Genomic DNA, 22,446 nt, shown 5'->3' with positions numbered 1-22,446 from the left:
CCTCGTCCGCTGGGCGACTGGGCGACTGGGCGACTGAGCGAGTGAGCGAGTGAGCGACTTAGCGGGCACCCCAGGCGTAGGACTGCTTTTCCAGGTGGAGGTAGGTGAAGACCTCCGTGCTGCGCACCCCGTCCAACGGACGAACGCTGCTGTCCAGCAGACCGAGCAGGTCTTCGGGGCCGGTGCACACCATCTCCAGCAGCAGGTCGAAGCGGCCTGACGTGACGACGACGTAGTTGATCGCCTCCACCTCAGCCAGTTGTGCGGCCAACACCTTGAGATCGCCACTTGCCCTGACCCCCACCATCACCTGAAGGGTGAAGCCCATGCGCATGGGGTCGGTCACCGCCACCACCTGCATCACGTGGTCGTCGGTGAGCCGCTGCACCCGCTGACGCACGGCGGCCTGCGACAGGCCCACCTTGGGTCCCAGCCGGGCGTAGCTCATGCGGCCGTCCAGCTGGAGTTCCCGGATGATCGCCTTGTCGATCTCGTCAAGATGGGCGGCGTTCTGCGGGCCCTCGTCGGTCACGGTGTGCTCCACGACCGATGAGCGCTCATGTTGGGAGGGTTTCGGGGAGCGAGACGGCGACCTTGCCGATCGATTCGGCCACAGCGGCGTTGGTCAGGTGCCCGCCGGCGGTGTTGACGCCAAGGGCGAGCGCCGGGTCGGCGGCGGTGGCCCTGGACACACCGTGCTCGGTCAGAGCGGCCAGGTAGGGGAGCGTGACGTTGGTGAGCGCATAGGTGGAGGTGTGTGGCACCGCACCGGGCATGTTGCCGACGGCATAGTGCACCACGTCGTGCTGTTCGAACGTGGGATTCTCGTGGGTGGTTTCGTGCGACGTCTCGATGCAACCGCCCTGGTCGATGGCAATGTCGACGATGACCGCTCCGGGCTTCATCCCACGCACCATGTCGTCTGAGACGACCACTGGAGCGCGACCGCCGGGCACCAGTACGGCGCCGATCACCAGGTCGGCCTCGGCGACCGCCCGTTCGACCTGCCCGCGGTTGGACGTGAGCGTGGTGATCGAGCCGGTGCGAACCTCGTCGACCCAACGAAGACGATCGACGCTCTTGTCGAGCAGGTCCACCTCGGCGCCCAAACCGGCGGCCATGCGGGCGGCGTTCCATCCGACGTTGCCGGCGCCCAGAACCGCCACCCGGGCGGGCCGAACGCCGGGCACCCCACCGAGGAGCACGCCGCGGCCGCCATGGTGGCGTTCGAGGAAGTGGGCGCCCACCTGCACCGACATGCGGCCGGCCACCTCGCTCATCGGCGCAAGCAGGGGCAGGGCGCCTTCGCTGGTTTGAACCGTCTCGTAGGCGATGCCGGTGACCTGGTGTTCCATCAGAGCGTCGGCCACCAAGGGATAGGCGGCCAGGTGGAGGAACGTGAACAGAGTGAGCCCCGGGCGGAAGTGCTCGAACTCCTCGGCGAGCGGTTCCTTGACCTTGCAGACCAGGTCGGCGCGTTGCCACACCTCGGCAGCGTCGGCGACGATCTCGGCTCCCGACGCGGCATAGGCCTCGTCGGGGATGGCGGCCCCGGCCCCCGCCCCAGCCTGCACCAAGACCGGCGCCCCGTGCCGGCTCAGTTCGCGTACCCCGTCGGGGGTGATCGCCACACGGTGTTCGTCGTTCTTGATCTCGGTGGGGACACCCACGCACAAGGGCCGGCTCTCCGGAGCGTCGGAGGGTTGGGGCAGCGTCGAGTTGCTCATGCCGACAGTGCTCCCATCGATTCGGTCAATGCGGTTCGGATCACGTCGGCGATCATGTCGAACTCGTCGGTGCCGGCCACCAGCGCCGGCGACAGTTGCAGCACCGGGTCGCCACGGTCGTCGGCCCTACAGATCAGTCCCAGCTCAAACAGACGCGGGGTCAACAACTTTCGCAGCAAACGCTCGCCCTCATCGGCACTGAACGTCTCCCTGGTGTCGCGGTCCTTCACCAGTTCGATCGCATAGAAGTAGCCCATGCCGCGGATGTCTCCCACCACCGGCAGGTCGGCGAGCGTGTCGAGCGCCGCTCGGAACTCGTCCTCATGGCCGAGCACGTGGCCGTTGAGGTCCTCGGCCTCGAACACATCCAGGTTGGCCATCGCCGCCGCGCAGCTCACAGGATGCCCGCCGAAGGTGATGCCGTGCATGAACATGGAGCCGTCTTCGAGGAACGGTTCGGCCACCTTGTCGGACACCATCACCCCGCCCAGCGGCGCATATCCGGAGGTGAGGCCCTTGGCCATCGTGATCATGTCGGGTTGCGAACCCACCCGCTCGGCCCCGAAGTAGGCGCCGATGCGACCGAAGGCGCAGATCACCTCGTCGGACACCAGGAGCACGCCGTGGCGGTCGCAGATCTCCCGCACCCGCTCGAAGTAACCGGGGGGCGGGGTGAAGCAACCGCCAGAGTTCTGCACCGGTTCGAGGAACACCGCCGCGACGGTGTCGGCGCCCTCCCGCAGAATGGCCCGCTCGATGTCGTCGGCGCACTGGAGGGTGCACGAGGGACCCGATGCGCAGAACGCGCAGCGATATCGATTGGTATTCTCCACGTGGATGCCGCCCGGCACCAGCGGTTCGAACAGGCCTCGAATTTCTGCCACACCGGTGAGCGAGAGCGCCCCCATGGTGGTGCCGTGGTAGGCGGTTTGGCGGGCGATCGCCTTGTAACGCTTCGGCTCGCCTCGGGTGGCGTGGTATTGGCGGGCCAGCTTCCATGCCGACTCGACCGCCTCGCTGCCGCCGGTGGTGAAGAACACACGATTGAGGTCGCCCGGGGCCAGCTTGGCCAATCTGGCCGCCAACTCGATCGCCACCGGATGGGTGTAGGTCCACAGGGGGAAGTAGGCCAGCGACTCGGCCTGTTGGGCCATGGCGTTGGCGATCGAACTCCTTCCATGACCGGCGTTCACGGTGTACAGCCCGGCCAGGCCGTCGAGGTACCGCTTGCCGTTGGCATCCCAGACGTAACAGCCCTCACCTCGATCGATGACGGCAATCTCGGATGGATTCGAAGGCGCCAACTGGGAAAAGTGGCCCCAGGTGTGGCGGGCTGAAAGTTCTTGAAGTTCGCTGGCTGTCCGTGACACGGCGCTCCTCGGCTGGCGATGGTGGATGGAGGTTCACCCCCGCAGGGTTCAGGCTGGGGAGAGTGGGTGACGTTTGGGGCTTGCGCCGGTGGCGTTCCGGTCGGTCTTAGTCGGGCGCCCGACGGCTGCGCAGTCCGCTCAGCCCCAGGAGGATCAGGCTGACCACGAGGATGGCGGTGGCCAACACGTTGACCTGCGGGGGCAACCCGTTCTTGACGGCCGCGTTTACGTACAGCGGGTAGGTGGAGGTGGACCCGGCGTTGAAAAAGGTGATGATGAAGTCGTCCAGCGACAAGGCGAAGGACAGCATTGCCGCAGCGATGATGCCGGGCAGGATCATCGGCAGCGTCACCTTCCAAAACGTGCGGCGAGGGTTGGCGCCGAGGTCCATCGAGGCGTCCTCCAGCGTCCAGTCGTGACCTCGCACCCGGGCACGTACGGTGAGAGCCACGAAGCTCACCTCGAAACCGATGTGGGCGATCACGATCGTGCCGAAGCCACGATTCCAGCCCAGGTCGAGGAACAGCGTGAGCAACGATGCGCCCATCACCACTTCGGCAGCGGTCAGTGGCAACACCAGGAACGTGTCGAGCGTGTCACGACCCACGAACCGCTGGCGGACGAGAGCGATCGCCACGAAGCTGCCCAGCACCACCGCCACAATCGTCGACAGCGTGGCGATTTCCAGGCTGTTGGCCATGGCCTTGGTCAACTCGGGATACCGAAACGGGTCGGTCCAGGCGTCCAAGCTGAACTGACTCCACTTGAGGTTGAACTTCCCCTGGGGTTTGTTGAACGAGAACATCACGATCACGAAGATCGGAGCGAAAAGGAACAACAGCACCAGCACCGCTGATGCCTTCAGTGCCAGCTCGCCGAAGAACCCAAACTGCCGTGGCTTTGCCGGCCGTGTGTTCGGCGCAACCGGCGACGAACCGGTCAGCTCGCCGGTGCCCTGTTGGACGATCCCCTCCATCGACATCAGACCAGATCCTCCGTGCCCAACGCCCGTGTGTAGACGAGCACCATGGCCAGGACGATCGCCATCAGCACAAACGACATTGCAGCGGCGGTCGGGTAGTCCTTCACGATGAGGAACTGTTTCTGAATGACGGTGCCCATCATGGTGGTCTTGGTGCTGCCCAGATACTCGGCGTTGATGAAGTCGCCACTTGCGGGAATGAAGCACAGCAGGCTTCCGGCGAGCACGCCCGGCATCGAGAGGGGCAGGATCACCTTGCGAAATCCTCGCCCAGTCGAGGAGTACAGGTCTCTCGACGCCTCAATCAATCGAGGGTCGATCTTCTCCAGGCTGACGTAGATCGGCAGCACCATGAACGGTAGGAAGTTGTAGACCAACCCGCCGATGACGGCCCAGGGCGTGGACAGGATGCGACCCTCTGCTGGAAGCAGGCCGATGGCACCCATCGCATCGACGACGAAGCCGTCATCGGCCAGGATCGTCTTCCAGGCGATGGTGCGCACCAGGAACGTGATGAAGAAGGGCAGGATCACCATGCCCAGCATCAGGTTCTTCCAGCGACCGGCCTTGAAGGCCAGCACGTAGGCCAATGGGTAGGCCAACACGATCATGATGGCGGTGGCCAGCCCGGCGTATGAGAACGAGCGAACGATCTCCTCCCGGTACTGGGTGAATGCCGCTGAGTAGTTGCCCCATTCCCAGTTGAACTTCTGCACAGGCACGTAGAGCGAACCGGTGTTCACCGAAAGGGAGGTCTTGAACAGGGTGAAGATCGGGATGACGAAGAAGACCACCAGGAAGATCATCGTGGGCGCGACCATGGCGTACGGCACCCACCTGGCAGTGCGGCGTCCACTGGACGCGGTGCCGGCCATCAGCTCCCTTTCGTCCGGGTCGCTTCGTCAAGCCTCACCGACTCAACCTCCGGTGACTTCGGCGTACGCCTTGATCATCGCGGCCTCTTCGGCCTCCTTGAGGGGGCCCCACTCCTGTGCCTTGGCCAGCATCTCGGGGGAGGGATTGACCAGCGGGTTGTCGACGAGCTCCGGGTTGACCTTCGCCAGGGCGTCGTCCATGTCGGTGAGCACCGGGATGTACTGCACGAAGTCGGTGAGCGAGGCGTAGTTGTCCCTGTCGTAAACAAAGTTCATCCACGCCTCGGCCCCCTTGAGGTTGTGCGTGGTGATGGGCGCCACCATCGTGTCGACGAACATGGAGCAGCCGCCCTCGGGCACCAGGAACTCAATGTCGGGGTTGTCCTCCTGCAACTGTGCAACGTCACCGGAGTACACCTGGGCGACGATCACGTTGCCGCTGGTGAGATCGTCTTGAAAGTCGTTGCCGGTGAAGCGGCGGATCTGGCCGCCCTGGTTCTTCTCGGCCACCAGGTCGGCGGCGGCCTGCACCTGATCGAGCGTGACGTCGGTCAGGTCGATGCCCTGGCTCTTCAAAATCATGCCGAGTCCGTCCTGCATATCGGAGAACATCGAGACGCGGCCCTTGAACTTGGGGTCCCAAAGATCATCAACCGAGGTGATCTTCCGGCCGGTCTCGGCCTTGTTGTAGGCCATACCGACAAACCCGCTGAAGTACGGCATGGAGTAGACGGCGCCCGGATCCCATGCACCGTCGATGAGTTCCGGGCGAACATTGGCCATATTGGGGATTGCGGCATGGTCGAGCTTGGTCAGCCATCCCAGATTGATCAGCCGGGCGGTCATGAAGTTGGTGGGGATCACCAGGTCGGCGCCGATGTCCTGGTTCGCTGCGAGGGCGTCCTTGTTGGCTGCAAACCAAACCTCGTTGTCCTGAAAGTTCTCCTTGTAGCTGACCTTGTAGCCGGTCTCCTTCTCGAACTTCGCGTTGAAGCCCTCGGCCATGTACAGCGGCCAGTTGGAGATACGCAGCGTCTTCCCGCCCGAGTTCTGGTCGGCGCCGGAAGCGGTGGTCTTGGAGTCGCCACCGCATCCGGCGAGCAGGGTTGGGCCCAACATCAGCCCGCCGCTCAGGGCGGCGCCGCCCCCCAGAAATCGCCGTCGCGACCAGTTCGCTTGTGCGAACTGCCGGGTGGCGTTGGTCGAGTCGTCGGTCATGGTTGCTCCTCTGAGGTTCTGTGAACGGCTGGCGTGTCGCGGGCTATTCGTCGACCGCGTCGGGGTCGTCGACTGCGGGGAGTGGTGCGTCGGGCAGCACACAGGCGGCGTCATCGGGCCAGTGCGCCCACACCCGGTCGCCGGGCCGCAGGCCGGGCAGATGGTCCTCCGGGCCGAGGTGGGCGATGACGCTGTGGCCATCGGCCGCCCGCATCGACAGGCGAACCACCGGGCCCTGGAAGGTGAGGTCGGTGACCGTTCCCTGCACGGCGGAGGTGTCGTCGGGGCGCTCGATGGCCACGGAGAGGCGTTCGGGGCGCACCATCACCACCACCTTGCCGGGCCGCACCTCCGGTGAGAAGCACCTGGCACCCACGGTGGAGCCCAGTGTGGCCGCCGTGGCATGGCCGTCTGCCAAGGACTCGACCGTGCCGGGCCACAAATTGGCCTGCCCGATGAACCCGGCGACGAACACCGAAGCGGGACGTTCGTAGACGTCGGTCGGTGTTCCGATCTGCTCCACCCGGCCTGCGTTCATCACGGCCATGCGATCGGCCATGGTGAGGGCCTCCTCCTGGTCGTGGGTGACGTGAACGAAGCTGATGTCGATCTCGCGTTGGATGCGCTTCAGCTCGAACTGCATCACCTGGCGCAACTTCAGGTCGAGCGCGCCAAGCGGCTCGTCCAGCAGGAGCGCCGCTGGTTCGTTCACCAGCGCACGGGCCAGGGCCACCCGCTGTTGCTGGCCACCGGAGAGCTGCGAGGGCTTGCGTTCGGCGAACTCGCCGAGGCGCACCACCTCGATAACGGCGTCGACCTTCTCGCGGACCTTGGCGGCGTCCCACTTTTTTGAGCGGGGCCCGTAGGCCACGTTGTTCCACACCGTCATGTGAGGGAAGAGGGCGTAGTGCTGGAACACCGTGTTGACGTTGCGCTTGTGCGGGGGGGTGCGGGATACATCCTCGCCGTCGAGACGAATCGCCCCACTGGTGGGGGTCTCGAACCCTGCGATCATGCGCAGGGTGGTGGTCTTGCCGCAGCCTGATGGACCGAGCATGGCGAAGAACTCGCCCTGTCCGATGGAGAAGTCGGCGTCGTCGACGGCGATGAAGTCGGTAAACGACTTGGTGACGTGGTCGATCTCGATGATGGGGGCCTGAGCGCCCGCACCCTTGTCGCCGGTCGCAGCAGTACTCACACCATTCGTCCCCTCGTCGGTGCCGAACCACTCTGACGCCGGCGGCGTCGCCCCCTGGACGATCGAATCCTCGATCCGCCGGCTCGGTTCCGTGTAGGCCAACTGTGCCACCTGCCACCAGCGCCTGCAAGCGATTCCGATCCCCCAGAGCCGCTGGGCAATCGATTCCCTTGCATTCTTCCGCGCCAGCGCCCAGCATCTGCACTCGGGGATCACGACACACCACGGGGAGCAGCAACACATGGCCATGCAGAACTACATCGGCGGCGAGTGGCGGGACGCCGCATCAAGGGGCACCGACGAGGTGCTCAACCCTGCCACGGGCGAGTGCATCACCGAGGTTGCCGCCAGCGACGCCGACGATATCGACGCCGCGGTGGCCGCCGCCACCGACGCCTTCGTCTCCTGGGGCCGCACCAGCCCGCGGGAGCGCTCAGAAAAACTGCTGGCGCTGGCCGATGCCGTCGAGGACAACCTGGACGAACTGAAGCGTCTGGAGATGGAGAACGTCGGCAAGCCAACGTCCATCATCGAGTTTGAGTTCGATCTCACCGTGGACAACCTGCGGTTCTTCGCCGGTGCCGCCCGAACGATGAACACGCAGGCCGCGGGGGAGTACATCGAGGACCACACGTCGATGTTGAGGCGTGACCCGCTGGGAGTGTGCGCCGGTATCGCTCCTTGGAACTACCCACTGAACATGGCGGTGTGGAAGCTGGGCCCGGCGCTCGCTGCCGGCAACACGTTCATCCTCAAGCCCAGCGAACTGACCCCGATGACGGCGCTGAAGTTGGCGGAGATCTCGGCGGACATCTTCCCGCCCGGCGTGTTCAACGTGGTCACCGGTCAGGGAGAAGCCGCCGGTGACGCGCTGGTGAAGCACCCCGGCGTGGCCATGGTGAGCATCACCGGCGATGTCGACACCGGCAAGCTGATCGCCCGCAATGCGGCCGACAGCCTCAAGCGGGTCCACCTGGAGTTGGGCGGCAAAGCGCCCGTCGTGGTGTTCGACGATGCCGACCTTGAGACGCTGGTGGCCACCCTGGCCGAGACCGGGTATTACAACTCGGGGCAGGACTGCACCGCGCCGTGCCGCGTGGTGGCCGGCCCGCGCATCTACGACGACCTGGTTGCCGGGCTGTCCTCGGCGGTCGGCGACCTGGTGACGGGCGACCCCATGGACGAGGCGACGGCGGTGGGGCCGCTGGTGTCCGCTGGCCAACAGGCGCGGGTGGCCGGCATGGTCGGTCGGGCCGTTGAAGGGGGCGCCGAAGTGACCGTCGGCGGCGACACGCTGGACCGAGCAGGCTTCTTCTATGCGCCGACGGTGGTGGCCAACCCGGCCCAGGACGCTGAGATCGTGCAGCGAGAGGTGTTTGGGCCGGTCATCTCGGTTCAACGGTTCTCCGATGACGACCAGGCGCTCGCCTGGGCCAACGGTGTCAACTACGGCCTGGCAGCATCGGTGTGGACCAGCGACGTGTCACGGGCCATGCGCATGAGCGCGCACCTCAGGTTCGGCACCGTCTGGGTCAACGATCACATTCCCATCGTGTCCGAGATGCCCCACGGGGGCTTCAAACAGTCGGGCTACGGCAAGGACATGTCGATCTATGCCGTCGAGCACTACACCGAGCTCAAGCACGTCATGGTGAAGTTCTGAAGGCGCACCGCCGCCATCGCGGATCGGGACCGGTTCGCCACCCGAGTTGCCGATTGGCCGGCTACCCACCCGGATGATGCGGGCGGAGACAGACCAGCACGAACGCACGCTCATGGCGTGGCCCACCGAAGTGCGTCGCAGCTTCTTCGGAGGCCACCTGACCGCGGCACGCCGGGCCTGGGCAGGCGTGGCACGGGCCATCGCCGATTTTGAGCCGGTCACCATGGTGGTCAACCCGGGCGAACGCAGCAGCGCCGAGGCGTTGCTGGCCGAGGCGTTGAATGCGTCGCGCCACGAAGTTGAGCTGGTGGAGTTGGCAATTGACGACGCATGGATGCGTGACTCCGGCCCGGTCGTGGTGCGCGACCGCGGCGTCAAGACGGGGGACGATCGGCTGGCGATTCAGTTTGGGTTCAACGCATGGGGCGAACTCGTCCAGCCCTTCGACAACGACGCGGTGGTGGCCACGGCGGTCGCCGAACACCTTGGGCTGCCGGTGACGCGGGCCCCGTTCGTGTTGGAGGGCGGCTCGATCGCGGTTGACGGTGCAGGCACGTTGGTCACCACCGAGCGTTGTCTCCTCAACCCCAATCGGGGCCCATTGCCCGATGGCTCGCCCCGGAGCAAAGCAGGCTTGGAGCTGCTGCTTGCGCGCTGGCTTGGCGCGACGCGGGTGGTGTGGCTTGCCGACGGCCTTGCAGACGACACCGACACTGACGGGCACGTCGACAACGTGGTTGCCATTCCCCGTCCAGGCTTGGCGCTGCTGCAGGGATGCGACGATCACGACGACCCGGATCATGCGACTGCGGTTGAGAGCGCACGACGCCTGCGTCACGCCGGGTTTGACGTGGTCCAGCTGGAGGTACTGCCCCGCACGGTGTGCTTCGACCGCGTGGTCGAGGTGCCGTATGTCAACTTTTGTCTGGGCAACGGGTTTGTGGGGGTTCCGGTGACCGGCCACCCGTACGACGAGGAGGCGCTGAGCTTGATCGGTGAGCACTATCCAGGCCGCACCGTCGTGCCGGTGGAGGGCGCCATGATCGCGTTCGGGGGCGGCGGCCCGCACTGCATCACCCAGCAGGTCCCAGCCAACGGTGAATCGACATGCGGCTGATCACCAGGTTGGGTGGCCTGGACTCGCCGGCCCGCAGGCGTCAGCCGGTGAGGGGCACGTTTCGGGTGGGCGTCGTGCAGACGTCATGGCACGCCGACGCCACCGAGCACCGGGCCGTTCTGACCACGGGCGTGGAGTTGGCGGCCAAGGCGGGAGCGCAGCTGGTGTGCCTGCAGGAGCTGACGCTGTCGCCGTACTTCGCCATTGTCCCCGACGGTGCTGAGGCTTTGGGGGTCACCCCCGAGCCGCTGCCCGGCGGCCCGACGCACCAGTTTGTCGTCGAGTTGGCCGCACGCTTCGAGCTGACCGTCCATGCCTCGCTGTTCGAGGCCCCTCGTGATGGAGAGCACGTCGTGGCGGCGGCCGGCTATAACACCGCCATCGCGGTCGACCCCAGCGGTGAGCTCTTGGCCCGCACCCGGAAGCTGCACATCCCCGTCACCGCCGGTTATTACGAGGATCGATACTTCGCACCGGGTGACACCGGTTATCCGATTGTGGAGGTCGGCCCGGCTCGTGTTGGGCTGCCCACGTGCTGGGACCAGTGGTTCGCCGAGCCGCCGCGCCTGTATTCGCTGGCCGGCGCCGACCTGGTCGTCTACCCGACGGCGATCGGATCGGAGCCCGATCATCCCGATTTCGACACTCAACCTCTGTGGCAGCAGGTGATCGTGGGCAACGGTATTGCCAACGGGCTCGCCATGGTGGCGGTCAACCGAATCGGCACCGAATACGCGAGCGACCTGGCCTCGCCGGACGACCCGCGCGGGCGCTCCGACGACTCGATCACCTTCTACGGCAGTTCGTTCATCTCCGATCCCTACGGGCGCATCCTGGCCCAAGCGCCGCGCGACGCCGACGCAGTACTGGTGGCCGATGTCGACCTCGACGCCCGGCGCGACTGGTTGGAGCTGTTCCCCCTGCTGGCCACCCGTCGCCCCGACACCTACGGACCGCTCGGCGCCCAACATGACGGCGCCGTCGGGCTGCCTGACTTGTAACGAGCAGATCAGGAGTTCGAGCCCTCCCATGGATGCTCCGGGGCGCTGGGTCACCCATTGCTGCCTGACCGCCATCACCGGTGGACCCCCACCACCCCCGGCCCCTCAACGGCGACCGCCGATCGTTGCACAGGGCTGACACCGCTCACATCCCGAATCCGGCCCCCTGTTCCTCATTTTCTGCACCCTGTTAGCCTCACACCAAGCAGCTCCCCGAACCTGACACCCGGGGATCGCACAAGCGAGCTACACATCCTGGCAGGACTCAATCCCATCGAGCGGCCATCAGTCCAGGGGCGGGCGAGAAGGACCTCCACATGAACGAGTCCGAGACCACCGGCGCCAACACGGGGGAACGGCCCGAATCACTGCCCGACCCCACGTCGGAGCCAATGGCGAAGACCTCTCCAGCCCCCGAGACGGAACGCGTGTTAATCGGCACCGGGGTCTTCTGGGGGCTCGTCGTCGGTCTGTTGTTGGCGGCCGTCTTGATCATTCTTGCCGCCCAAAACACCGACAAGGTGACGATCAACTTCCTGGCCTGGGAGTATTCGACGCCCCTGATCGCGGTCATCCTGGTGGTGCTGCTGGCCGGCGTGGTCCTCGACGAACTCGCTGGATTGGTCTACCGGGCACGACGGCGCCACACGCTGACCGATCGCAGAGAACTCAAGCGACTTCAGAAGAAGCGCAACTCCTGACCGAGGCCGCGCATGCCTTGCAGGGTGCCAAACAAGGGCGCTCCTGTCTTCGCTTGGGTCATTTGGTGGGGGTTCTGCCAGGGATGAGTATCTCCAGTCTGGAGCGGGGTCCTTGCTGCGGCGGGCGCTGACCTTTGCTCAGCCCATCGCGGACCCCGAGAAGCCGGTCAGCCGGTGAACGCCGGGGCAAGTGGTGTGGCGACAGGTGCGGCATCGTTGCAGACGACGAGTCGCCAAGGTTGCTTGCTGGTCGTCGGGAGTTGGCAACTGCACTGGCGCAGCGACGCGCCCCCACAATTTCGACGACGTCACCCCTGACCGCTACTACGACACCCCCGTCGCCTGGCTCACAGGGCAATTCTTCATCAGCGGCACCGGACCGGGCACCTACTCGCCCAACAGGTCGATCACCCGAAACGAGACAGCCGTGTTGCTGTGGCTAGTCGAGGGCCACCCCACGCCGTAGGAACCCGGGAGCCCAAAGGTGGACAACGGGCGGCAACGAGAACACACCCTGGTCCGAACGGCATTTGCGGTCAGCCCAGCTGTTTCTGGGTTCGCCCAGTGTTGATGTCGGCGCTTTGACCGCCGGCACACGGCCGCGGTGGTGGGCGATCCGGCTTAACGCGGTGCGCATGTTCGCCAAACACCGGCAGGCGACCGACCCTGCCACGGAGGTCCCTCCCGCCGATCAGTTCCCGGGGTCGTCGCGGCGGGTCGAACCGTTCATCTACACCGATACCCAGATCAGAGCGTTGGTCGCTGCCGCCAGGCGGATTCCCACACCGTACAGCGCCCAGGACGCATGCCTGAAGGACGGTGCGTACATGCTCTGCTTCCTTGTTCCACGATCCGCAAACGCCGCTCTTGACAGGCGCAGAAGGATTGGCCCTGCGCGTGACATGGTGGGTGTGGCAGAACGTCTGTGTAGTTGGCGGGACCTGATGGTTCGGTTGAGGATCGGCGCAAATGACGCTGTGTTCTCATAGACGATCCGCTATAGGCTTGCACTATGCTATGTCGAGCAGACGCGGTAATTCGGGAGGCAAGGCGTCGCTCTGGTCTGTCGCAGGCTGAGTTGGCTCGGCGTGCGCATGTGTCGCAGCCAGTGATCAGCGCCTATGAGAGCGGTCGCCGCGAGCCCGGCCTGTCGATGCTGACCAGGCTGGTCGAGGCATCGGGACACTCGGTGAGTCTCGACCTCGTCTCCGACCCCGACAGGCCCCGTGGACTACCGGATACACCTACCGGTCGAAAGCTGCGTCGCCGACGTCGGGCGATCATCGAGGCTGCCGAACGATGCGGAGCGACGAACATCTGCGTGTTCGGCAGCGTCGCCAGAGGCACCGACACCGAGTCGAGCGATGTCGACCTTCTTGTTGACCTCTCACCGGCTGTCGGCATCCTCGGCCTGATCGGACTCGAGCGAAAAATCGCGGAGATCCTCGGGCGCGAGGTCGACGTGGTTCCTGCAGCGAGCTTGAAGCCCGGCATCGCGTCTCAGGCACTCGCCGAGGCGATCCCGCTGTGAGAGCCGATACGCAACGGCTGGATGACGTGCTGGCGGCCTCAGCAGCGATCGAGTCGCACCTCACACGCGGGACTTTGGCGGACGGTCTCGTCTTCGATGCTGTTCGGGTGCGACTCAGCGAGATCGGCGAAGCGGTCAAGGACATCGATCCCACACTTCTGGCAAACGAGCCCGATATCCCCTGGATCGACGTCGCCCGGATGCGGGACCACTTGGCGCACCGCTACTTCGACACCGACCATGCGATTGTGTCGGCAACGGTGGAGTACGACCTGCCTCCGCTGATCGCAGCGGTCCAACGCCTGAAGACGAGCGGGCAGAACTGAGTTCGACAGCCGGTGCTGTGGTGATGCAGGCGGGGTCACAGCCGGCCGCAGCCGACGGTCCACCGCAAATGCTCGACCCGCTCGCCTACGGACTGAACGCTCAAGAGAACCAGGCCCCGGTCGCCGAGTTTGCATGGTCGTAGCCGCCCGGTTCTACGACCGATGTGAGCTTTTTCAACTCGTCCTACGACCCGGAGGGGGATCCGGTGACGTACTACTGGCACTTCGTTGACCCCGACAAGACGTCGACAGCCAAGAATCCGTTCCATCGCTTTCAGGGCCCAGGCGCTTATCAGGTCTCGCTGGTCGTGACCGACCAGCAGGGACGGACCGGCGCCACGACCAAGACCGTCGAGGTGCACAACGTCCAGTTGGTGGTGAACTCCACCGGCGACGGCAGGACCCGATCTCCGGAAGAGGGTTGCGATACCGGGCGCGCCATTGGCGACCCGGCCGTACCGGAATGCACGTTGCGGGCGGCCATCGAGGTAGCCAACGTCCAGCATGGGGGTGACGGTGACATCTCGTTCGCGATCGACATCGAGGTTCAGGGTTGATTATTCGCCCGGAACACCCGTCTTGGCGTGCAAAGCGACGTCGATCGTGGTCTGTGGGGACACCTCAGGTCCGGGAATGAGCGGAGACGCTTGTTGTGACCGGTGGCCCCAGGGCATGGCGCTCTGCGCTCCATGCTGGCGAGTAGAGTACGTGCAACCGAGTTGGACCCCTCCGGCAACACCGTTGTGCTCAGCGTGTTGTGCCGGTCTCGACCCCCGAGGTACAAGAGAGTGACCAGGACGAGCGTTGAGGAGAGCCCATCCCAGCTGGGACGATCCGATAACCGCCCCCTGCTTGCAATCAAAGTGGCGCTTGTCGGCGTCATCGTGGTGACGCTGAGCGCCGCGGGATGGCGGGGCGTCACTCAGTCGGACACTCGCACTGAAGTGGCCAGCGGTCCGGAGCCGGTGCTGACCTCCTTGGCGTCGGTGACGTCTCCGGCGGTGCTCGGCGAGCTCCCCGAAGCGACGTCGCAGGCCCTCGTCGGCGGCCCGGTTGCACAAGCGCTCGTCCTTCGGGCCGAGAAGCTGGCACGGGAGGCCGAGGAAAAACGTTTGGCTGAGGAGAAGAAGCGGGCGATCGAGGCGGCCATCCTGCCGGAACGTGGCATCTGGAACGGAACGGCCCCGCTGCCCGGTTCCGAGGTACATGACCTTATGACGATGCCGATGCTCCAAGCGGAGCAGGCTCCGGTGGTGGCCCTGACGTTCGACGACGGGCCCTCGAAGTACACCGCCGAGATCCTGGCGATCCTGAAAAAGGAGCAGGTACCTGCCACCTTCTTCTTCCTGGGAATGAACGTCCAAGAGCGTCCCGCCGATGCCCGGATGGTCGCCGATGCCGGCTTCCCGATCGGCAGTCACACGATGGACCACAAAGACTTGAAGACGTTGACTCCCGCTGCGGCGGAGGCACAGCTGGCCAACTCGACCAAGGTGATCGACGATCTGCTTGGTGCAGGCACGGTGCAGTGCGCCAGGGCGCCGTACGGCTCGTTCAATGACGACACGCTGCGGGCGGCCAAGAAGCAGGGCCTTGGCCTGGTGGGGTGGGACGTCGACACCGAGGACTGGAAGGTTCGCGACAGCGGCAGGATCCTTGCCAGGGCAACCGTACCTGGGAAGCGGCAGCTGATTCTTGCCCATGACGGGGGTGGGGAGCGCAGAGCGACCGTCGAGGCGCTTCCCGCAATCATCGCCCACTACAAGGCACAGGGTGCCCGCTTCGTGGAGCTGTGTACCGGGAAAGCTCCTGGGAAGAGCTGAGCCACCTGGGTCCACCCGGCGCCGCGGCGCCGTGGGACCTTGACCGGATTGTTCAGCGCCGGTCCTGGACGTCGAACCAACGGCTGACGAGCGGCAGGTAGGCATGACGCCACGACGACAGGGGCACGTTGCGGTGTTTCAGTTCGGCCAGCGCCGGCGGCGGGGCCTGGCCGGTCAGCACCTCGCCCAGCCGGTGACCAAGCCAGGTGTTCATCGCCACGCCGCTTCCGTTGCAGCCGGTGGCGTACCAGGCTCCGTCAATACGTCCGACGTGGGGGAGCCGGTCCAGCGTGATCGCCACGTTGCCGCCCCACGCGTACTCCACCGCTGTGCCCGCAAGCTGCGGGTGGATTCGGAGCATCGCGTCGTAGAGGAAGTCACGGGCCTCGGGTACGTCCACGGGATCGAGGCTGCGACGTCCGCCGAAGGCCAGGCGCCGATCCGGTGTGAGGCGCCAGTAAAACAGGAAATTCTTGGTGTCCACCATCATCCTCCCGGTGGGGCTGATGCTGTGGGCCAGTTCTTCGGGGAGCACCTCGGTGGCGATGATGTAGCTGCCCACGGGTAGCACTTTGCGCTTCAGGGCGGGCGTGGCGCCGTCGGCGTAGGCGTTGGTGGCCACGATCACGTCGGCGGCCTCGACGGTGCCACGGGTGGTCTCCACCCGGTGGCTGACCCCGCGCCGTGAAAGGCCGGTGACACCGGTGCGGTCGATCACCTGGGCGCCGGCCGTCATGGCCCGGGAGGCCAACCCGGCGTGGAACCTGGCTGGATGGAGGCCGCCGGTCCGCTCGAACACGACGCCGCCGAAGAACGCCTCACTGCCGATCTCCTCCGAGAGTCGACTGGCGGGCACGAACCGAACGGGCTCGCCCAGTGCCGCATGCTCAGCAGCCTGCTCGCGCAATTCGCCAACGTGGGAGCGAGTATGGGCCAGGTACAACTGGCCACTGCGCTGATAGTTGCACTCGATGCCCCCTCGACCGTCGTCGCCGGCGATGGTCGCCTCGATGAAGTCGAAGGCGTCGTTGGCCTCGGCATACATGCGCTGCGCCAGCTCGCCATAGTGCTGCTCAAGCGATGCCGGACCTGCCTTGAGTTCGGGGATCACCATGCCGCCGTTGCGGCTGGAAGCACCCCAGCAAAGCGGCTCGCGGTCGAAGACCACCACCGATCGCCCGGCAACCGCCAGCGTGTCGGCGGCCGCCAGGCCGCACAGCCCGGCGCCGACGATGGCCACGTCCACCTTGGTGGGAAGCGCCTCACGGGAACCTGGGGGCGGCGTCATCTGGGCCTGCCACAATCCGGTTTCGGAGTAGGTCGGCGCAAGCAGGGCGGGCACGCAGCGAAATCTAGTGCTGCAACTCTCCGAAACGAAGGAAAAACGGCTTCGGCCCGGGCGCGGCAAACGAACTGCGTGGCAGGATGACTGATACATCAGAACCATCGATGGGGGACAAGATCGTGAGTGAAACCAACCAACCCGCCGGCGATACCACCGGTGACGTGGCGCTTCCGGTGATCGACCATTGGTTGGGCGACACACGGTGGCCCGGTACCGGCGAACGATGTGGCGACGTGTTCGACCCCGCACGCGGTGTCGTGGCGGCACGGGTTCGGCTGGCCTCGACGGCGGACGTCGACACGGCGGTGGCGTCCGCTCGGCGGGCGCATGGTGCCTGGAGTCGAACTTCGTTGTCCAAGCGCAGCACCGTCCTGTTTGCGTTTCGCGAGGCACTGAAGCGCAGGGCCGACGACCTGGCGATGGTCATCAGCGACCAGCACGGCAAGGTTCGCTCCGACGCGGCGGGGGAACTGCAGCGGGGCATCGAAGTTGTGGAGTTTGCATGTGGCATCCCGTCGATGTTGGCGGGCGCCCACACCGAGGGGGCATCCACCGACATCGACGTCACCACCATCCGACAAAGCGTTGGGGTGACCGTCGGAATAACGCCCTTTAATTTTCCGGCGATGGTTCCGCTGTGGATGTGCCCGGTGGCCATTGCCTGCGGCAACGCGTTCATCCTCAAGCCATCGGAGCGCGACCCCGGGGCGTCGATGATCCTGGCGGAATGCTGGGCGGAGGCCGGGCTGCCCGAGGGCGTCTTCACCGTGTTGCACGGCGCTGCCGACGTGGTCAACGCGCTGCTTCACCATCCGGGGGTGGACGCAGTCTCGTTCGTGGGTTCCACCCCGATTGCCCGACACGTGTACGAGACCGCTTCGGTGACCGGCATGCGGGTGCAGGCCCTGGGCGGTGCGAAGAACCACATGATCGTGTTGCCTGACGCAGACATGGATGCGGCCGCTGACGCAGCGGTCAACGCCGGCTACGGCTCGGCCGGCGAGCGTTGCATGGCCATCTCGGTGGTGGTGGCTGTCGATCCGGTTGGCGACGACCTGGTGGAGGCGATCGCCGAACGCACGCGCGGCATCGTCATCGGGCCTGGCTCGGACGAGGCCTCCGAGATGGGTCCGTTGGTCACCGCCATGCATCGCGACCGGGTTCGGGGCTACATCGATGCGGCGGAGGCCGATGGGGCGACGCTGGTGGTCGACGGTCGGAGCTGCGAGGTGTCGGGCAGTCCCGACGGCTACTGGCTGGGCCCGACGCTGATCGACGACGTGGCCGCCCATATGTCGGTGTACACCGACGAGGTGTTTGGTCCGGTGCTGTGCATCGTGCGGGCACCCAGCTACGAGGCGGCCATCGAGTTGGTGAACACCAACCGCTATGGCAACGGAGTGGCCATCTTCACCCGCGATGGCGGGGCCGCCCGCCGCTTCACCGCCGAGGTGGAGGCCGGCATGGTCGGCGTGAACGTGGCCATCCCCGTGCCGGTGGCCTATCACTCCTTCGGTGGTTGGGGGGAGTCGCTGTTTGGTGACACCCACATCTATGGGCCTGAAGGGGTGGCCTTCTATACCCGCAACAAGGTGGTCACCACCCGCTGGGCCGACCCCTCCACCCGAGGTACCGACCTGGGCTTCCCAACCAACAGCTGAGCGGGCCATCGTCGACGCGGCTCGACTCGATCCACTTCGGCGGGTAGACCAGGTTCGAGATCGGGTATCACCAACTCACCATCACAGACCGACAATCGCCCGGATTCGACGAGAGCAACCTTCCGTCAGCCGGTAGAGGGAGCACACCATGAGCACCAACGTGACACCGATGAGGATCGACGGCGCCGCCGTGGAAGCCGATGATCACACCTCGGTCTTCTCTCCCTACGACGGGCGAGAGTTGGGACGGGTACCCAAAGGCACGGAGGCCGACGTCAACAACGCCGTGGCCGTGGCGCTTGATCGGCACCGGGGCGGCGCTCCTGCGGCGCATGAACGGGCCGAGATCCTCGACCGGGCGGCAGTTGCGCTGACCGAGCGGCACGAAGAGTTTGCGCAGTCGATCAGTGCTGAGGCGGCCAAGCCCATCGCAACCGCACGCGTGGAGGCCGCCCGGGCTGTGGACACATTTCGCTTCTCGGCGGCCGCCGCCCGCGGCCTCACCGGCGAGATGGTGCCGATGGATGCATCGTCGGCGGGCCTCGGCAAGCTGGGCTTTACGCTACGGATGCCCGTCGGTGTGGTCGGTGCGATCTCACCGTTCAACTTCCCGCTCAACCTGGTGTGTCACAAGGTGGCACCGGCGATCGCCGCCGGCTGCCCGGTGGTGCTCAAGCCGGCGTCGTCCACGCCGTTGACCGCGCTGTTGCTGGCGTCCATGCTCGAGGATGACGCCGGGCTGCCGCCGGGGTGGCTCAACGTGGTGACCGTGCCGGGCCGTGTCGCCAACGCCTTGGTGACACACGATGATGTGGCGGCCATCACCTTCACCGGTTCACCAGAGGTCGGCTGGGGCATTCGGGCCGATGCGCCCCGCAAGCGGGTTGGGCTTGAGCTGGGCAACAACGCCCCGGTCATCGTGCACCGGGACGCGGACGTGGCGCTGGCCGCGAAGCGGATCACCGCGGGTGGCTACGGCTACTCCGGCCAGACCTGCATCTCGGTGCAACGGGTCTACGTCCACCAGGACGTCGCCGACGAGTTTCTGGATGCATTCCAAGCGCAGGTGTCCGAGCTGGTGGTGGGCGACCCGGCAGACGATGCCACCAACGTGAGTGCCCTGATCGACAGCGATGAGACCAACCGCGTGGCCGGTGCGGTCACCGAAGCGATCGCAGAAGGTGCCACAGCGGTCATCGGCGGCGACGATGTTTCGGACGGCCTGCTGAAGCCCACCGTGCTCACGGATGTCAACGTGGAGATGGCGGTCAGCCGCACCGAGGTGTTTGGTCCGGTGGTGGGTGTGGCCCGCTACAGCGACGTGAACGACGCGTTCGCCTGGGCCAATGACACCCGGTATGGGCTGCAGGCGGGCATTTTCACCAACGACCTGTCGCTCGGCATCGAGGCCGCCCACCGCTTGGACTACGGGGGGGTGTGCGTCAACGAAGTGCCCACCTATCGCACCGACCAAATGCCCTACGGCGGCGTCCGCGACTCCGGCAACACCAAAGAGGGTCCTGCCTGGGCGGTCCGGGAAATGACCGAGGAACGCATGGTGGTCATCGCCAGGTAGCCCCCACCCTGAGTGGAGCCCGCCGGCTCGCTCGGCCGGCTACTCGCCGCCAAGCTCCTGGCGGATCAGGTTGAGTGCCGACCCGGCCTTGAACCAGGCGATGTGCTCGGGAGACATCGTCTGATTGGTGAGGAACTCCTCGGTTGAGCCATCCGGGTGGTTGAGCACGCAACGCACCTTGCTGCCGGGCGTCAGGTCGGCCAGACCGGTGATCGAGATCGTGTCGTCCTCGCCGATGGCGTCGTAGGTGGCAGGGTCGTCGAAGGTGAGCGCCAACACACCCTGCTTCTTCAGGTTGGTCTCGTGGATGCGTGCGAAGCTGCGCACCAGGATGGCGGCGGCACCCCGAAATCGAGGCTCCATGGCGGCGTGCTCGCGCGACGAGCCCTCGCCCCAGTTCTCATCGCCGACGGCTACCCAGCGCACCCCGGACTCGCCCAGGTGCTTGGCGATGTCGGGGTAGGTCTTGGTCTCGCCGTCAAGCGGATCCTTGCCGGTGCCCGCCTCGCCGGTGAAGGCGTTGATGATGCCGTTGAACAGGTTGCCGGAGATGTTCTCAAGGTGTCCCCGGTACTTCAGCCATTTGCCCGCCATGGAAATGTGGTCGGTGGTGGCCTTTCCCTGAGCCTTCAGCAGCACGGGCAGCTTGGCGAAGTCCTGGCCGTCCCACGGTTCGAAAGGCGTCAGCAACTGCAGGCGGTCGGAGTCGGGGCTGACAACGATCTCGATGTCGGATGCGTTCTCGGGAGGTGCGATGAAACCGGCCTCGCCGGGGTCGAACCCCCGGGCCGGCAGTTCCTCGCCGACAGGCACGGCCAGCGTGATCTCCTCACCCTGGTCGTTGGTGAGGGTGTCGGTCAACGGGTTGAAGTCCAACGTGCCGGCAAGAGCCAGCGCCACGGTGGTCTCGGGGCTGGTGACGAATGCATGGGTGGTGGAGATGCCGTCGTTACGCTTCGGGAAGTTGCGGTTGTAACTGTTGACGATGGTGTTCTTCTCGCCTTCGGACACCGCGGTTCGGTTCCACTGACCGATGCAGGGGCCGCACGCGTTGGCCAACACGGTGGCTCCGGCGGCCTCGAAGGTCTCAAGCAGGCCGTCGCGTTCGATCGTGGCACGCACCTGCTCGGAGCCCGGCGTGATCATCAGTTCGGTCTTGACCCTCAAGCCGTTTTCAGCAGCGTGCCGCAGGATCGACGCCGCCCGGGTGATGTCCTCGTACGAGGAGTTGGTGCACGAGCCAACCAAGGCGGAGGAAACCTCGAGTGGCCAACCGTTTTCGCGCGCCTCGGCGCCCAACTCGCCCACCTCGCGGGCCAGGTCGGGGGTGAAGGGCCCGTTGATGTGGGGCTGCAACGTGCTGAGGTCGATCTCGACCACCTCGTCAAAGTGATCGGCAGGGTTGGCGAGCACCTCGTCGTCGGAGCGCAGGTGATGCGCGACGGCGTTGGCGGCATCGGCGATGGCCTCGCGTCCGGTGGCCTTCAGGTAACGGGCCATGGCGTCGTCGTAGCCGAACAAGGAGGTGGTGGCGCCAATCTCTGCGCCCATGTTGCAGATCGTGCCCTTGCCGGTGGCGGAGATGCTGGCGGCGCCAGGACCGAAATACTCCACGATGGCGCCGGTGCCGCCCTTGACGGTGAGGATGTCTGCCACCTTCAAGATGATGTCCTTGGGGGAGGCCCAGCCGTTGAGCTCTCCGGTGAGGTGCACACCGATCAGGCGGGGCCAGCGCACGTTGAAGGGGAAGCCGGTCATGACGTCCACGGCGTCGGCGCCGCCGACGCCGATGGCCACCATGCCCAGGCCGCCGGCGTTGGGAGTGTGGCTGTCGGTGCCGATCATCATGCCGCCGGGAAAGGCGTAGTTCTCGAGCACCACCTGGTGGATGATGCCGGCGCCCGGCTTCCAAAAGCCCAGGCCGTACTTGGCGGACACCGACTCGAGGAAGTCGTAGACCTCGGCGTTGGTCTCCTCAGCGGCGAGCAGGTCGACGTGGGCGTTCTCCTTGGCCTGGATCAGGTGGTCACAGTGCACGGTGGAGGGCACTGCCACCTGGGGGAGGCCCGCGGTGACGAACTGGAGGAGCGCCATCTGGGCGGTGGCGTCCTGCATCGCCACCCGGTCGGGATTCAGGTCGTTGTAGGTGCCCCCGCGTTCGATCTCCGCGTCGGGGTCTGCCAGGTGCGCGATCAGGATCTTCTCGGCCAGTGTCAGCGGGTGGCCGAGCCGGGTGCGGGCGGCATCGATCCGCTCGTCGAAACGGGCGTAGGCGGCGTTGACAAGTTCGATCGGCGTGCTGGCGGTGACGGCCATGTGATCCCCTCAGGTG

At 65.8% G+C, this 22,446-nt stretch carries 20 protein-coding genes; 11 read left to right on the top strand and 9 right to left on the bottom strand.

All coding sequences use genetic code 11. From position 1 onward, the window contains the following. Window positions 1-58: 58 nt before the first annotated feature. The 7 genes from MPARV_RS0108490 to MPARV_RS0108460 all read right to left on the bottom strand — a co-directional run bounded on the left by MPARV_RS0108490 (window position 59) and on the right by MPARV_RS0108460 (window position 7,322). On the bottom strand, window positions 59-532 hold the full coding sequence (locus tag MPARV_RS0108490) for an Lrp/AsnC family transcriptional regulator (RefSeq protein ID WP_031277859.1): 474 nt from the start codon (window positions 530-532) through the stop codon (window positions 59-61). A 25-nt stretch (window positions 533-557) separates the two neighbouring features. Beyond that, window positions 558-1,727, bottom strand: a complete 1,170-nt coding sequence (gene ald, locus MPARV_RS0108485; protein WP_020377937.1) for an alanine dehydrogenase — start codon at window positions 1,725-1,727, stop codon at window positions 558-560. After that, the gene (locus tag MPARV_RS0108480; protein WP_012228845.1) at window positions 1,724-3,097 is read right to left on the bottom strand and encodes an aspartate aminotransferase family protein; all 1,374 of its coding nucleotides are present in this window, start codon (window positions 3,095-3,097) and stop codon (window positions 1,724-1,726) included. Before MPARV_RS0108480 ends, ald begins: the two co-directional genes overlap by 4 nt. A gap of 106 nt (window positions 3,098-3,203) precedes the next feature. Beyond that, complete coding sequence (locus MPARV_RS0108475; protein ID WP_020377936.1) at window positions 3,204-4,079, bottom strand: ABC transporter permease; 876 nt, start codon at window positions 4,077-4,079, stop codon at window positions 3,204-3,206. Beyond that, entirely contained in the window at window positions 4,079-4,954 is an 876-nt protein-coding gene (locus MPARV_RS0108470; RefSeq protein WP_012228843.1) for an ABC transporter permease, read from the bottom strand. Before MPARV_RS0108470 ends, MPARV_RS0108475 begins: the two co-directional genes overlap by 1 nt. A 42-nt stretch (window positions 4,955-4,996) precedes the next feature. After that, a complete protein-coding gene (locus MPARV_RS0108465) occupies window positions 4,997-6,172 on the bottom strand; it encodes a polyamine ABC transporter substrate-binding protein (RefSeq protein WP_012228842.1) in 1,176 nt (391 codons plus the stop codon). Window positions 6,173-6,215: 43 nt separating this feature from the next. After that, the gene (locus tag MPARV_RS0108460; RefSeq protein ID WP_031277856.1) at window positions 6,216-7,322 is read right to left on the bottom strand and encodes an ABC transporter ATP-binding protein; all 1,107 of its coding nucleotides are present in this window, start codon (window positions 7,320-7,322) and stop codon (window positions 6,216-6,218) included. Between the two features lie 289 nt (window positions 7,323-7,611). Here MPARV_RS0108460 and MPARV_RS0108455 point away from each other — a divergent pair, with 289 nt between their 5' ends. The 9 genes from MPARV_RS0108455 (at window position 7,612) to MPARV_RS22505 (ending at window position 15,532) form a co-directional block, all read left to right on the top strand. Beyond that, complete coding sequence (locus MPARV_RS0108455; RefSeq protein WP_020377934.1) at window positions 7,612-9,033, top strand: gamma-aminobutyraldehyde dehydrogenase; 1,422 nt, start codon at window positions 7,612-7,614, stop codon at window positions 9,031-9,033. Window positions 9,034-9,109: 76 nt separating this feature from the next. Beyond that, complete coding sequence (locus tag MPARV_RS0108450; protein WP_031277854.1) at window positions 9,110-10,150, top strand: agmatine deiminase family protein; 1,041 nt, start codon at window positions 9,110-9,112, stop codon at window positions 10,148-10,150. Beyond that, a complete protein-coding gene (locus tag MPARV_RS0108445; RefSeq protein WP_020377932.1) occupies window positions 10,141-11,151 on the top strand; it encodes a nitrilase-related carbon-nitrogen hydrolase in 1,011 nt (336 codons plus the stop codon). The genes MPARV_RS0108450 and MPARV_RS0108445 overlap by 10 nt, the downstream gene beginning before the upstream one ends. A gap of 317 nt (window positions 11,152-11,468) precedes the next feature. Continuing rightward, window positions 11,469-11,852: a lipopolysaccharide assembly protein LapA domain-containing protein gene (locus MPARV_RS21120; RefSeq protein WP_020377931.1), complete on the top strand. Its 384-nt coding sequence runs from the start codon at window positions 11,469-11,471 to the stop codon at window positions 11,850-11,852. Between the two features lie 190 nt (window positions 11,853-12,042). Continuing rightward, entirely contained in the window at window positions 12,043-12,318 is a 276-nt protein-coding gene (locus MPARV_RS26035; RefSeq protein ID WP_020377930.1) for an S-layer homology domain-containing protein, read from the top strand. Window positions 12,319-12,864: 546 nt separating this feature from the next. Further along, window positions 12,865-13,383, top strand: coding sequence for a helix-turn-helix domain-containing protein (locus tag MPARV_RS0108425; protein WP_081582185.1), 519 nt, complete (start codon window positions 12,865-12,867; stop codon window positions 13,381-13,383). Next, complete coding sequence (locus MPARV_RS0108420; protein ID WP_020377927.1) at window positions 13,380-13,709, top strand: HepT-like ribonuclease domain-containing protein; 330 nt, start codon at window positions 13,380-13,382, stop codon at window positions 13,707-13,709. Before MPARV_RS0108425 ends, MPARV_RS0108420 begins: the two co-directional genes overlap by 4 nt. Before the next feature lie 164 nt (window positions 13,710-13,873). Next, window positions 13,874-14,266: a PKD domain-containing protein gene (locus MPARV_RS0108410; RefSeq protein ID WP_020377925.1), complete on the top strand. Its 393-nt coding sequence runs from the start codon at window positions 13,874-13,876 to the stop codon at window positions 14,264-14,266. Window positions 14,267-14,497: 231 nt separating this feature from the next. Next, the gene (locus MPARV_RS22505; RefSeq protein ID WP_157789524.1) at window positions 14,498-15,532 is read left to right on the top strand and encodes a polysaccharide deacetylase family protein; all 1,035 of its coding nucleotides are present in this window, start codon (window positions 14,498-14,500) and stop codon (window positions 15,530-15,532) included. Window positions 15,533-15,584: 52 nt separating this feature from the next. Here MPARV_RS22505 and MPARV_RS0108400 read toward each other — a convergent pair whose 3' ends face one another. Beyond that, the gene (locus MPARV_RS0108400) at window positions 15,585-16,874 is read right to left on the bottom strand and encodes an NAD(P)/FAD-dependent oxidoreductase (RefSeq protein WP_020377923.1); all 1,290 of its coding nucleotides are present in this window, start codon (window positions 16,872-16,874) and stop codon (window positions 15,585-15,587) included. A gap of 107 nt (window positions 16,875-16,981) precedes the next feature. On the opposite strand from MPARV_RS0108400, the gene MPARV_RS0108395 reads away from it, so the two are divergent. Next, window positions 16,982-18,538: a CoA-acylating methylmalonate-semialdehyde dehydrogenase gene (locus MPARV_RS0108395; RefSeq protein WP_012228827.1), complete on the top strand. Its 1,557-nt coding sequence runs from the start codon at window positions 16,982-16,984 to the stop codon at window positions 18,536-18,538. Between the two features lie 148 nt (window positions 18,539-18,686). Then, the gene (locus MPARV_RS0108390) at window positions 18,687-20,114 is read left to right on the top strand and encodes an aldehyde dehydrogenase family protein (protein ID WP_012228826.1); all 1,428 of its coding nucleotides are present in this window, start codon (window positions 18,687-18,689) and stop codon (window positions 20,112-20,114) included. A 39-nt stretch (window positions 20,115-20,153) separates the two neighbouring features. Here MPARV_RS0108390 and MPARV_RS0108385 read toward each other — a convergent pair whose 3' ends face one another. Further along, complete coding sequence (locus tag MPARV_RS0108385; protein WP_020377922.1) at window positions 20,154-22,430, bottom strand: aconitate hydratase; 2,277 nt, start codon at window positions 22,428-22,430, stop codon at window positions 20,154-20,156. Window positions 22,431-22,446: the final 16 nt, after the last annotated feature.

It is taken from the genome of Candidatus Microthrix parvicella Bio17-1 (assembly GCF_000299415.1).
In the GTDB taxonomy this organism is placed as follows: domain Bacteria; phylum Actinomycetota; class Acidimicrobiia; order Acidimicrobiales; family Microtrichaceae; genus Microthrix; species Microthrix parvicella.
The sequence above is the reverse complement of the archived record's forward strand: the minus strand, read 5'-3'. Positions and strand labels throughout refer to the sequence as shown.